We start from the raw sequence: 12,448 nt of genomic DNA, 5'->3' as shown, positions 1-12,448 counted from the left end.
TAAGCTAATTTACTTTATATTATAGCATTAAAAATATTATTTGTCAAACATAATTAATTAAATTTTCTAATTAATTTGGTAAAATGCTTTCCACCGCCGCCCATTTAGACTTTTTATCTTTAGGAACTAAAATAGTAAGTTTATCACCAGTTTTAGCCTTAAAATACGTAATTGAGGCTGGTAAAACCTCATAGTTATCTTTTTTTTCAGTGATTACAGTGGGTTTACCACTTTTGTTTATTTTCAGAATGCCGACTCGCCGATCTCGATCGATTGGTCCGGTTTGTTTGAAAATAAAGGTGCCATTTTGCAAAATAGTCAATTTTAGCGCATCACCTGAGACTAATTTTGATTTTGAGGCATAATTGGCTGGAACTGGATATTTTTTCCCTTCTGAATCAATCATGCCTTCGCCGTTAAAGAAACCCTCGATCACTTTTCCATTTGGGTCTGATAATAAAATTTTCGGATCCAAATCTTTAGTCAATTTAGTTTTTTGAGATTTTTTAGATGATTTTTGCCCAATTAATTCTTCAAGCAATTGAGATGCGAGATTAATTTGTAAATTTGCTTGATGCAATAAAAAATTAATCTCTTCAAATTTTGATTTTGTCATTTTTGTTCACCTCCTACAGTGAATTTTCAATTTTATTTTACAGCTTGGTTTCTGAGTTTGCCTCCAAACCGGTTAATTGTTGAGCAGTACTGTCGAGCCTGGCGCGTTTAAAGATTTCATCGGCAACCTGCTCTTTACTTTTTCCATATTTATCTCTCGAAAGATTGACAACGTGCTGTGCGATTTGAAGACTTGGAATATGTTGATCTTGAAAAGTCGCCATACTAAAAGGCTTCGAGGCGACACCATTGATTAATAATTTTAAGTATGCGTGAAATTTATCAATATTAATTAAATCTTCTTGATCAAAAACCGGGGTAAATTCTTTGGTTAAAGTATCTGCATCGGCAGCACCAACTCGAAAACTAATTAGAGTACCAACATTACCAAAAATTGAATCTCGAATTGGTTCTTCAAGCTGGGCAATATATTGATTAGTTAAATTTAAACTAAGATGATATTTTCGAGCCTCGGAAAGAATTTGCGCAAAATTTTCCGTGGCAAAATTCTGAAACTCATCAACATATAGATAAAAATCTTTACGTTGATTTTCTGGAACATTTGCTCGGCTCATGGCTGCCATTTGAATTTTAGCCACACAAATCATTCCCAATAAATTCGAATTTACTTCACCAATCATACCTTTTGATAAATTGATTAATAAAATCTTGCCTTCGTCCATAACCTGTCTAAAATCAAAAGCTGATTTGGTTTGACCGATAATATTTCTCATCATTTCATTGGTGATAAAACGGCCGAATTTTGAGGTAAAATAATTTAACATTTCAGATTTATGAAAATCAGCAGTTTGCGCAATTTGTTTCTCCCAAAATTCTTTAACTTGCGGATCATGGAGGTGTTTTACTTTTTCGTCTTGAAAACCTTTATCAACAAAAAGCCGTGGAATTTCAATTAAAGTCCCGCCTTCTGGATCTGACATTAAAGTTAACGAGGCATTTCTCATCCAGTGTTCCCATTGCGGACCAACAATACCAATTCGAGTCGGATCAAATAATTTATAAAAAATTTGAATCGCTTCTTGAACGATAAAATCACGTTGTTCAGGCGTGGCAGCTTCGAGTAAATTTAATCCTAAAGGACGCGCCGTATCGGCGGGATTAAAAATAATCACATCGTCAAGACGATTTTCGGGAATTTTTGGTAAGATTTCGCTAATAGCATCTCCATGGGGATCAATATAACAAATTCCTTTGCCGGCCCTGATGTCAGAGATTGCCATAGATACGAATAAAGTGGTTTTGCCAACACCGGTTTTCCCAATTGCATAAAGATGTCGGCGCCGGTCGTCATTAGTAATTTTGACTTCTTTCCGCTCACCACGGAAAATAGATTCTCCTAAAACAGTGCCATCAACTGGAAGATTTGAAGGGGCGGGCGCATCTTTGGCAGACAACCAATTAATATTTGGAGTCTCAATGCCTTTATTTGGAAAATGAAAAATCGTCGCTAATTCCGCGGTATTTAAAATTTGAGCAAATTTCGGATCGCCAAAACGTCTAAAAATAAAATCAGTAAGAAATTTTGCTTTATTTTTTATCTTAAGCTTTTTAAAACCATTTAATTCTGGGTTGGTTAGTTGTGCGAAAGAACTTAAAACGTTATTTAGATGAGCTTCTGATTCTTGTTGGTTTGGAGAAGCACATAAAACTCGAATTTTGGTACTAAAGCCAACCTTGGACATTTTTTCTTGAATACCTTTAATTTGCGTTTCAATAACTGGAGAAAGAGGTTCTACAGAGCCTGAACTTTTATTTTCTGGTTGGAGCGGTTTTCCAGCGACAGTGTTGCCCAAATCTTTTAAAAATGATGCTGAACTTGATTTTTTGCCAGTTCGCAGATTTTTAATCGTACTTTCACAGGTTTTTCGCCAATCATTGTTTTGAGGTCGAAAAACAATTTGGACAATTGCGGCATTATCTTCGCCAATTTTAGAAAAAGTATTAGAAAGTGCGGCAAGAGAGTCAGATTCCATTTGGTGGTAAGTTTTGATTGGATAGACAAAATTCTTAGCCAAACCTAATTTAGCCGTGGCAATTTTCTGACCAGATTTAAAGGGATTAAAATAAGGCACAATTTCAATCGAGGCTGAGGGGTATTGGCCATGAATTTGTTTCTCGACTAAGCTGATGAGTTCTTTGGGACATGAAACAAAAAAGCAAATTTCACCACCAACCGTTGCCATTTCAAAGGTTAAATGCGGTTGGCCAAGAACTTTGTTTTTGAATTCAGATGAATAAATACTATATAAAGAGGAATAGAGCTGATCCATAACACCCGCGAATAAAGACGCCAATTCTCGTGAATCTCTAATTTCTTCTTCTTTTTTGCCTGAGATTTTGGAGACTTTAATTAGCATCATTTTGCGGTTTAAAACTTGTTCATTATCATGTTTACCAATAAGGCTGGATTTGATGAGATGATAAATTATCCAGATTAAAAAAAGACCGATGAGAGTTGCCAGAGCGGTAATGCCAAGGACAGTAATCATTGGTTTGTCGATAATTGTCGAGATAAATGAATCGTTCATTTTTGCCTTTTATTTTTATTTTAGTCGCTTTGTTCAATTTCCGCATTTACAGCTTGAATTGCCGTAGCAATGGCGCCACCCTCATCTTGTTCGATGCCTGGACATAATTTAGCTTCTAAGGATTGAACAGTTTTGAGATGATACGAAGTAGGTTTTGGAGGAGTTAATATTAGGGCATCTTCGGGGTTAATTTTAGGGACTTCAACCGCTTCTCGTTCTGCGGCTGGGATATTTTGATCAGTACGTTTAACTTCCTCGTCGATAATTTGCAGTAAGGTTTCGTTTTCAAGTCCAGCTTTAGATGTTGGTAATCCCGAAGTAGCTTCTTTTTCAGAAGTTGTTGGGACTGTTTGATCTGGAAGGTGAGAGCCAGGCCTTTGTTCTAAAGGTTGTTGATAAGTCATTATAAATATGTAATTTCCACCTGCTGGCGGATTTTGTTATTTTTATTATACAAGGAATCTGATTTTTTTGCAATAGAAAGTTTTTTTTATAAAATAATAGCCCTAGCGGCAATGAAGGTACAGCCAGGGCATATGATAGCCTGAAATAGTGATGATTATTCGGATTCGGAGACAGGCTTAATGCTAAGTGGAAGGAGTAAAGCACCTCGGCCTTCTTGAATTTCACGCATATGCTGCCCAAGAGCATGCACCATACTTAGTGTCAAACAAGAAAGTTTGGGTGATGGTTTTGGGTCGTTTGCTGGTGGTGATGGTTTTGGGTCGTTTCCCAACGCGATCGCCTCCTGAGGTGGTTTATGATCCATTGTTGACTAAGTAAGAAAATCTTAGATAGTAAAGGATGAAGTTGATCGAGTGGTGGTAATTACGGAGAGATGAATCATAATGGTATTTGCGCCATGTATTCAAACTTGAATACATCAATTGTGCTTCGTTATTAGAGAGCTGAACAGGTCTATTTTCAGCAACTGCCTTTTCAAGTCTTGTAAAACAGGAAGTCTCGAGCCCACTCAGTTCTGAGCGAATCGCGAGGATATTTTGGCAATGTCTCTCGCTTAGTTCTATGAAAGGACAAGCGGGAAAGGGAAAAGTAGGTGCGTATACGTCCATAAATGGGGATTGCCCGGGACGAGTTAAGGCATTATATTCGGCGCCAACGTCCATCTTTGTTCATCCTTTCGTTGGTACGACTCGCGAAGTATCTCAATTCTAACACAAAAGTCCTATGTTTGTCAATATTTAAAGAAAAAACCTGACGGACTTGGAATCGGCTTGTCGGCCAGGTTGGAATAATTGATAGGATTAGGATTGATTGTGAAAAATTGGGGTGGTTATTGAGGCGTTATGCCATAATGTCGCCGATTTATGGGATGTTTGACCAGTTGAAGCTGAATAGATTCAAGTTGGGGATCACAAAACATCGAATGCGGGCTAGTTTTTCGCAATATGCCTTTAAGGATATCAAGTTTGAGTATTGGAAATGCGTAACAGTAGCACACAGCTGCATTATAAAGACATGTTGATTCGTTATCAGTTAGAGTTTCACCCGATTCTACCTTCGCACAAATTGATTGAAAAAGAGACGACAATTTATTATCATCAGACCCAATATTATCTATAATTCTGATGATCAAATCATGTTCTTCGGCGGTAAAGACCCGATGGTTTCCTATTGCTGTTTCTGTCAACGATGATTCCTCCTTGTCGGTATCAATCAATGTCATTAAAACTATATCATAAAATTTTCGTGTTTGTCAATATTAAAATTTAATTATGTGCGTATTTTTTTCATCAATGTTTGTATAAGATTTAAATTATGAAGCGTTAGCAAGCGTAAGCCTAAAATTTCATTTTCACGAATTAAATGTGATAAATAGCTTTGTGAGAACTTGTTTTGACACGCTTCGCATCTACAATTTACCATGATTGGTTTTGGGTTTAATTTTTGACGACTTTTGCGAAAATCAATTTTGTAAAATTTTGTAAATTTTTTTGTTACCCATACCACACCATGCCTGGCTAACCTGGTTGGTAAAACACAATCAAACATATCAATGCCTAATTTGGTAGCGCAGATTAAATCATCAGGTTCGCCTACTCCCATTAAATGGCGAGGTTTATTTTTAGGCAAGATCTGATCTAATAATTTTACTATTTGCCACATTTTCTTTTTAGACTCCCCGACTGCCAAACCACCAATGGCATATCCCGAAAAACCAATTTTAATTAATTCTTTAGCACAATTTGTTCGCAAATTTTTAAAAGTCCCACCCTGAACAATACCAAATAAGGCAGGTTTTTTAGGATTATTTCTAAAAAGCTTTTCAAATTCTTTTTTAGATCTTTTTGCCCAATCAAGAGTTAATTGGACTGCTTTTTCATGTTTTGTGAGCGGAGAATTTGCCGGCAAACAAACATCTAAAGGCATAATAATATTAGAACCTAAATCTTTTTGGATTTGAATAACCTTTTCTGGCGTAAAAAAATGTTTTGAGCCATCTAGATGAGAACGAAATTCAACCCCGTTTTTATAAATTTTAACTAAAGAACCATTTTTTAAAGAGGTTTTAGCTAAACTAAAAACCTGAAAACCGCCAGAATCAGTTAAAATTGGTCCTGGCCAATTCATAAATTTATGCAATCCACCCATTTTTTTAATCAATTTTTCTCCAGGCCGCATATATAAATGATAGGTATTGGCAAGAATAATTTCACAACCGCTCTGAATTAGTTCTTTGGGACTGACAGTTTTTACACAAGCTTTTGTACCCACTGCCATAAAGGCAGGTGTCGAAAACCTGCCTTTATTCGTGGTGATTTGACCTACACGTAAAGATGACTTTTTAGAGCGTTTATAAACAATAAATTTAAACATAATTATAAATTAAAAATAAAAAAGTTAAAAGTAAAAATACAGATTTAAAATATAAAATTAAATAGGATTTTTTATCTTTTCTTTTTATTCTTTAATTTTACTTCAGTTCAACTTGCGCACCAACCGCTTCAAGCTTTTTCTTCATTTCTTCAGCCTCTTCTTTTTTAACATCAGCCTTAAGGTCTTTTGGAGCAGCTTCGACTAAATCTTTAGCATCTTTTAAACCTAAAGTAGTTAATTCGCGGACCGCTTTAATGACATTAATTTTTTGATCACCAGCGGCTTTTAGAACCACTATGTAAGAAGCTTTTTCTTCGGCTTCGTCTTCACCGTCGCCAGAAGCTGCAGGACCGGCCGCTTGTACTATTGGAGCGGCGGCAGAAACACCAAATCTGTTTTCTAATTCTTTGACTAATTCAGATAATTCTAAAACTGACATAGATTCAACCTTCTTGATAATTTCCGTAAATTTGCCTGAAGGTTCAGGTTTGTTTTCGGGGACCGGTTTAGTCTCCTCCGTTTTTATTTTTTCAGTTTTTGGCGTTTCGATTTTTTCTGGTGTTTTGGTTTTTACTTCGGCTGGTTTGGTTTCTTTAACTTTATCAGCTTCGGTAGTTTGATCTTTTTTTTCTTCGTCTGACATTTTTCTCCTCATAAAAATTTAATAATTTATTAAAATTAAGATTTATTTTTTTTGGAATATTGCTTAATAATCGAAATTAATCCTGAAATATTAGCCTTTAAAACATATTGCAAACCAGAAATTGGAGCTGCAAGCTGGGAAACTAATTGAGCTTCAAGAATTTTTCGATCTGGGATTTTGGCTAATTTTGCCACCATTTCTGCGGGAATAAATTGGTTTTGATAAATTGCCCCCATTATTGCTTCGGGCTTTTTAAGATTTTTAAGAAACTTAACCACAATTTTTGCTGGTTCAGCTTCATCAGCATAACCCAAAACCAAAGATTTTGGTCCAAAAAATACATTCTCATCTAATTCCAGATTATTTTGTAGAAAGGCTTTTTTGATTAAGGTATTTTTAATAATTTTTAATTCAGCATCTTTTTGTCTTAATTCTCCTCGTAACTCGGTTAATTGTTCCATCGTAAAGCCAGCAAAATTAAATAAAATGATGATTTTGGAGTCAGGAATACTTTTAGATAATTTGTCTAAAATTTGATTTTTTTTAGTTTTTGAAATTGCCATTTAGATCCTAAATAAAAAATTCTGTCCAAAGACAGAAAAATTGAGTTTGTAAATTAATTTCAATTTTTTACCTCGGCAGGAAGCCTTGGGGCTATTATGATTAAATCGCCTGCTGTCTTTGGTATTTATATTATATCAAATAATATTTTAATGTCAAGAAGTTATAATTTAATCTTAACTGATGGACTCATTGTGGAACATAAGGCAATACTTTTTAAAACCCCTTTTTTGGCGGTGGCGCGATTTGATTTGATTTCTTGAAAAATTTTATTATAGCTGGCTAACAAATCATCTTCACTTTCGGAAGTTTTGCCAATTTTAACATGAATAATATTAAGATTATCAATTTTTAACTTTCCAAAGTCTTTTTTATCGCTTTTTTTAAAATTCATTGCAAAATGAGCTTCCAAACTTTCTGGAAAATTCGCTTTCGAGATTGACCTAATCATCTCAATCGCTTCTTTTGGTGACTCAACCATGCGGGCTGGGAGTTGTTTTTTGCTTTCTAAATATTTTTGGCTGCGAGATTTTTTCTTTTTCGGTTTAACTTTTTTGGCTTTATCTTCATAATTTTCAGCTTTTTGGAATTTCTTGGTAATTTTAGCATCTTTAATTTTAGATTCAGTGGAAATATTTTGCTCTTTATTGTGGAGTGTTTCTGGTTCCCCAGAAATTATGATTGATTTTTGCTGTCCCATTAATCTCCTTAAAATATATTAATAAGTATGAGCTTGAATCTGTTTTGACTTAATTGATTGTATAATAATATCTTCAGCTTTGTCAAGACTTAAATTTAGGACTGGAATTTCTTGTTTGGTAAATTTTTCTAAAACAAATTCTTTGGCATCAATTTTATATATACCAGAATTAATATCGGCATGGCTTTGGGCAATATCTTCACCAATGCCAATTCTAATTCTGGTGAATTTCTCCGATCCTAAAACGTCAATTATGGATTGTAAACCATTGTGCCCGCCAGATTCTCCGGAGTTTCGAATTCTCAGGCGAGAAATTGGCAGGTCTAAATCATCTGATATTACCCATAAATCTTCAGGACAAGCATCATAATATGAGAGGATTTTTTTTACCACTTGGCCTGATAAATTCATAAAACTGAGGGGCTTGGCGAGAATAATTTTTTGACCCATTTTTTGGGTTATAGCGATATCTGCATTAAGCTTCTTTTCGGTTTTGAAATTAATTTTTAATTTTTTAGCAATTTTATCAATCACTAAATAACCACAATTGTGGCGGGTATTTTCGTAGCTTTTTCCGGGATTTCCCAAACCAACTATCAGCATATAATCCTCCAATTTTTAAAAGCCTGGCAAACCTAAATCTCCTGATATTTGTTTCATCTTTGAAGTCGCAATTTTTTGAGCTTCTTTATTAGCTTCATTAAAAGCATCCTTTAAGGCTTTTTCAATACGGGTAGAGTTTTCTGGGGTCAAGATCTCAGGATCTAAATGGATACTTTGTAATTTTTGGTCAGCCGAAACTATTACTGAAACTTGTCCAGACATACTTTCAGCTTCAATTTCAGTCTTAGATAATTCTTTTTGAATCGTTTTTGCCTTTTTTTGCAAACTCATTAAATTTCTCGCTTGTCTCATTTTGTCAAACATTGCCATTTTTGCTCCAATTCTATAACTTAAAAATTAATTTAATTGTTTAGGTTAATTTCAGCTTCGATAAATTCTTCTAAATTTCCATTCAAAACATGATCAGTTTTTTTTGATTCTATGTTTGTCCGGTGGTCTTTAACTAATTTATATGGCTGTAAAAAATATGAACGAACTTGTGCTCCCCATCCTGGACCATGATGTGAGGTAGTAATTTTTGATAATTCTTGTGTATGCTGGATTTCCATTTCCGCCAAAAGTCTGGATTTCAAGACTTTTAAAGCCTCGTTTTTATTCTGAAATTGTGATCTTTCGTTTTGGCAGGTGGCGGTGATTCCAGTTGGAAGATGAGTGATACGGACCGCGGAATCGGTGGTATTAACACTTTGTCCGCCATGACCTCGACTGCGGAAAACTTCGATTTTTAAATCTTTTTCAGGAAGATCAATACTTTGAGGATTTTTAATAATGGGAATAATTTCCACTAAAGCAAATGAGGTATGACGGGCTTTATCGGCATCAAAAGGGCTAATTCTTACCAATCTGTGAATCCCCGCTTCACCTTTTAAATATCCATATGCAAAATTACCGACTATTTCAATGGCGACATTTTTAATGCCAGCTTCTGCAGCAGGATTTAAATCTAAAATTTTAGCGTTAAAACCTTTTTTTTCGGCATATTTTAGGTACATGCGCATTAGCATTTGTGCCCAATCACAGGCTTCAACACCGCCAGTGCCAGAAGAAACCGTAATCAAGACATTTTCGGGATCGAATTTGCCTTTAAAAATGGCTGGTCGATTTTTCATAAATTCAAGCTGTTTTTTGAGCTGATTGTATTCAGCGACAATTTCATGAGCTTTTGCTTGATCGTCCCAAAAATGAGGCGATGACATTAATTTTTGAATTTGTTCGAATCGATCTTGATTGGACATTTTGCATACCTATTATATATTATAACACAAAAAAGCGCCTCGAGTAAAGACTCGAGGCGCTTTTGGCGATGCTAATTTGTTTGAAATTTAGATCATACGACTTTCAAGATAGGCTTTGTAGAGTTCTTTTCTATTCTTGAGGTAGTAGTAAATACCAATAATTACAGAAGACAAAACTAAGGCTAAGGTAGCCATACCACCGGTTGGAGGCAAAACTTTAGCACTTAAAATCTGAGGTTGGACTGGTGTAATAGGTGCAACAACCTTAATGGTTGTTTTAGCTTCAGATTGGTGTCTAGCACCTTCTGAGGTTTGAATTTTGCCAATATTAGTTAAAACCGTACCATTGGTTAATTTTTTGCTAGTGACAACTTTAAAAGTAATATAACCTGATTGACCAGGTGCTAAATCTGGAACAGAAATACCAGAACCAATGATGCCATCGACTAAAGTATAAGTTTGTCCATTAAAGACTAAGATGGTGCTACCGGGAACGTAAGTTACGCCTGCAGGTAATACATCGCTAATAATCACCCCGTGAGCAATACCTTCACCAGTATTGTTGTACTGTAAATGATATTGTAAGGTATCACCGGGGTTAGCGAAGTTAGCCTTTTGCCAGATTGATTCATTTAAGGTTAAATTTCGAACGGTTTTTTCGATATTAACAAATGGTCTGGCAGGAGGAGTGACAATAATATGGGTTGAAGCTGAATCTTGTTTTTGAGCAATATTATCAGCTGAGATTTTGGCAGTGTTAATTAAATTAAATTCACCAACTGAGGGATTATTATCAACAGTAACTCGAAAAGTGATAACCCCAGAAGTGCCAGGCGCTAAATCACCTAAATTGACACCTGTTGAAACGATAGAATTTGATAATTGACTTTCGTGGCCTGCAATGTTTAATTTGGCTGAATTTGCCACAAAATGAACTGGAGCACCAGCCACGTTTGGCAAAACATCAGAAATTCTAACTTGTTTGGCATTAATGTCACCAGTAATTGTAAAAGAAATCTTGTATTCTAAGGTTTGGCCGGCTAAAGCTGAGTTGCTATCCACAAATTCGGATTGATTTTGTGAAACATTTCGAACTAATTTGGTAATAGTGTCATTAACCTGGCCCGGCATGACAATAGTCACTTTGGTCTTGGCTGAATCTTCTTTAGAACCAGCATTTGAGGAAGTAATCTTAGCCTTATTAATTAAAGTGTATGAGCCTGGAGTCAATGATTTAGTAATTTTGACTTGAAAAACCACAAAACCTGAATTTTCATTGCCAGTTTTCAAATCACCCAAATCAATTCCAGAGCCAGTAATGCTATCAGCTAATTTAGTACCAGCGGTACCGGTTTTATTGGTGTAGAGATTGGTTGATCCGGCCACATAAGAAACATAGTTAGGTAAAGTGTCAGAAATTTTAACATTTTCAGCCGTGGCCAAACCTGAGTTTTTGAAATATAACTTATAAGCTAAAGTTTCGCCAGCTTTAGCAGTATTTTCTTTAACCCAATTATGAGTCCCAGATTGAGTCGTAGAATTTGAAACGGTTTTGTCAATAGAAATATTAGGTTGGCCTGGAATCTTGACTTGGACTTGGAAAACTACATAACCGGCAAATTGCCAGCAACCATTAACATCACCGATATTTATACCTTTTGAAGAGGTAATGCCATCAGCTAAAGTTTGTGGAGTTTGCGAACCATTGGCATACCATTGAGTAGTACCGGGAATGTATTCCACGGTTGATGACTGCGCGGCGTTAATAGTGAAGTTATCTTTAACCTCAGAAGAGGCATTGTCAGCTTTTAAATGACCCTTTAAAACTAAGGTTTTAGCGGTATTTGTAGGAAGTTCAACGCGAATAGTCGTGTTTTTGGCAGTAGTTTTTTCCACACCATTGTGATAATAAGCAATCACGGCCACAGAATCGCCGGCTTTGGCGGAAACCGGGTCATGCCACTTAGTTTCGTTTTGGCTGGCATTAGCGCCTCTTAAGAGCTCAAAATCACCTGCCAAAAAGTTAAATTTTGGACCAGAAGCTAACAAATCAGCCGGTAGGGTTAATTGGGAAACAATGATTGCTGTGAACACCAAAAACGCCTTTCTTAATTTTGAATTTTGAAAGGTAAGGGTTTTCTTGATGTTTTGGACTAATTTTTCAATAAACTTAGGCATAATTTTTCCTTTAAAGAAATTTTTACTATTTTTAAATAGTTGTTATATATTATCATAATCTGTTTTGTTTGTCAATATGTTTTAAATATTAAGGAATTTTTCTAGTTTAAAATTAAGTTTAAATGTTTTAAGTTTAATTTTAAGTTAGAAAAAGTGAGACAGGGGCAGCAAGCTGCGGGTGTATGCAGATCGCATACTAGCTTGCTGCCCCGAAATGGGCGGGGTGAGACGTGGGATGGTTATGGGACTGGTGGCTCTGGTGGGGGTTGGGGTACGGGTGGTTCAGGAGGAGCTCCTGGACCTGGAAGGTCCGCAGCGGGAGGAGGAACAGGTGGTTCAACGGGTGGGCCGGTGACTCCCGGAATAGGCTTTTCGCCAGGTCCCGGGGTTGGGCAGAACTCTTCTTCAGAAGGAGCTTGTGCTCCGGGTGTCGGCAACCAAATGAATCCATAGCTGGGTGGTGACTCCCGTTTCTCCCCGGTGTAGATAGGAAGACGAAGGTCGG

The 12,448-nt window shown here is 36.0% G+C and carries 13 protein-coding genes and 1 other annotated feature; of the genes, 1 reads left to right on the top strand and 12 read right to left on the bottom strand.

What is annotated here, in order from left to right; translation table 11 throughout:
- Positions 1-70 precede the first annotated feature (70 nt).
- From VJJ80_03885 to VJJ80_03875, 3 genes are read right to left on the bottom strand one after another with little or no spacing between them, the layout of a single operon-like run.
- Positions 71-616, bottom strand: coding sequence for a hypothetical protein (locus VJJ80_03885; protein ID HLC39230.1), 546 nt, complete (start codon positions 614-616; stop codon positions 71-73).
- A gap of 37 nt (positions 617-653) precedes the next feature.
- Positions 654-3,164, bottom strand: a complete 2,511-nt coding sequence (locus VJJ80_03880; protein ID HLC39229.1) for a TraM recognition domain-containing protein — start codon at positions 3,162-3,164, stop codon at positions 654-656.
- Positions 3,165-3,184: 20 nt separating this feature from the next.
- On the bottom strand, positions 3,185-3,568 hold the full coding sequence (locus VJJ80_03875) for a hypothetical protein (protein HLC39228.1): 384 nt from the start codon (positions 3,566-3,568) through the stop codon (positions 3,185-3,187).
- A 187-nt stretch (positions 3,569-3,755) separates the two neighbouring features.
- Between VJJ80_03875 and VJJ80_03870 the strand changes: the two genes are divergently transcribed.
- Positions 3,756-3,947 (top strand): hypothetical protein, encoded by a 192-nt coding sequence (locus VJJ80_03870; protein HLC39227.1) that lies wholly within the window; start codon positions 3,756-3,758, stop codon positions 3,945-3,947.
- Between the two features lie 951 nt (positions 3,948-4,898).
- Here VJJ80_03870 and tgt read toward each other — a convergent pair.
- From tgt to VJJ80_03825, 9 genes are all read right to left on the bottom strand, one after another.
- Positions 4,899-6,002 (bottom strand): tRNA guanosine(34) transglycosylase Tgt, encoded by a 1,104-nt coding sequence (gene tgt, locus VJJ80_03865; GenBank protein HLC39226.1) that lies wholly within the window; start codon positions 6,000-6,002, stop codon positions 4,899-4,901.
- A gap of 97 nt (positions 6,003-6,099) precedes the next feature.
- A complete protein-coding gene (rplL, locus tag VJJ80_03860) occupies positions 6,100-6,462 on the bottom strand; it encodes a 50S ribosomal protein L7/L12 (GenBank protein ID HLC39225.1) in 363 nt (120 codons plus the stop codon).
- Positions 6,463-6,680: 218 nt separating this feature from the next.
- Complete coding sequence (gene rplJ / locus VJJ80_03855; protein ID HLC39224.1) at positions 6,681-7,208, bottom strand: 50S ribosomal protein L10; 528 nt, start codon at positions 7,206-7,208, stop codon at positions 6,681-6,683.
- A gap of 3 nt (positions 7,209-7,211) precedes the next feature.
- Positions 7,212-7,348, bottom strand: a sequence feature (ribosomal protein L10 leader region).
- A 21-nt stretch (positions 7,349-7,369) separates the two neighbouring features.
- Positions 7,370-7,906, bottom strand: a complete 537-nt coding sequence (locus VJJ80_03850; GenBank protein HLC39223.1) for a hypothetical protein — start codon at positions 7,904-7,906, stop codon at positions 7,370-7,372.
- A gap of 18 nt (positions 7,907-7,924) precedes the next feature.
- Positions 7,925-8,509, bottom strand: a complete 585-nt coding sequence (gene pth / locus VJJ80_03845) for an aminoacyl-tRNA hydrolase (protein HLC39222.1) — start codon at positions 8,507-8,509, stop codon at positions 7,925-7,927.
- Positions 8,510-8,524: 15 nt separating this feature from the next.
- Positions 8,525-8,839, bottom strand: a complete 315-nt coding sequence (locus VJJ80_03840; protein HLC39221.1) for a YbaB/EbfC family nucleoid-associated protein — start codon at positions 8,837-8,839, stop codon at positions 8,525-8,527.
- A 32-nt stretch (positions 8,840-8,871) separates the two neighbouring features.
- Entirely contained in the window at positions 8,872-9,765 is an 894-nt protein-coding gene (prfB, locus tag VJJ80_03835) for a peptide chain release factor 2 (protein ID HLC39220.1), read from the bottom strand.
- Positions 9,766-9,852: 87 nt separating this feature from the next.
- Complete coding sequence (locus VJJ80_03830; GenBank protein HLC39219.1) at positions 9,853-11,943, bottom strand: hypothetical protein; 2,091 nt, start codon at positions 11,941-11,943, stop codon at positions 9,853-9,855.
- A gap of 239 nt (positions 11,944-12,182) precedes the next feature.
- A partial coding sequence (locus VJJ80_03825; protein ID HLC39218.1) for a hypothetical protein occupies positions 12,183-12,448 on the bottom strand: 266 nt, incomplete at its 5' end.

This window comes from Patescibacteria group bacterium, assembly GCA_035288465.1.
Lineage (GTDB): Bacteria > Patescibacteriota > UBA1384 > DATEAH01 > DATEAH01 > DATEAH01.
The sequence above is the reverse complement of the archived record's forward strand: the minus strand, read 5'-3'. Positions and strand labels throughout refer to the sequence as shown.

Excerpts from the sequence above, each read along its gene's own strand:
- VJJ80_03840 (HLC39221.1), bottom strand. The coding sequence starts at position 8,839 with ATGGCAATGTTTGACAAAATGAGACAAGCGAGAAATTTAATGAGTTTG.
- VJJ80_03850 (HLC39223.1), bottom strand. The coding sequence starts at position 7,906 with ATGGGACAGCAAAAATCAATCATAATTTCTGGGGAACCAGAAACACTC.
- VJJ80_03885 (HLC39230.1), bottom strand. The coding sequence starts at position 616 with ATGACAAAATCAAAATTTGAAGAGATTAATTTTTTATTGCATCAAGCA.
- VJJ80_03875 (HLC39228.1), bottom strand. The coding sequence starts at position 3,568 with ATGACTTATCAACAACCTTTAGAACAAAGGCCTGGCTCTCACCTTCCA.
- rplJ (HLC39224.1), bottom strand. The coding sequence starts at position 7,208 with ATGGCAATTTCAAAAACTAAAAAAAATCAAATTTTAGACAAATTATCT.
- VJJ80_03880 (HLC39229.1), bottom strand. The coding sequence starts at position 3,164 with ATGAACGATTCATTTATCTCGACAATTATCGACAAACCAATGATTACT.
- pth (HLC39222.1), bottom strand. The coding sequence starts at position 8,509 with ATGCTGATAGTTGGTTTGGGAAATCCCGGAAAAAGCTACGAAAATACC.
- VJJ80_03830 (HLC39219.1), bottom strand. The coding sequence starts at position 11,943 with ATGCCTAAGTTTATTGAAAAATTAGTCCAAAACATCAAGAAAACCCTT.
- prfB (HLC39220.1), bottom strand. The coding sequence starts at position 9,765 with ATGTCCAATCAAGATCGATTCGAACAAATTCAAAAATTAATGTCATCG.
- tgt (HLC39226.1), bottom strand. The coding sequence starts at position 6,002 with ATGTTTAAATTTATTGTTTATAAACGCTCTAAAAAGTCATCTTTACGT.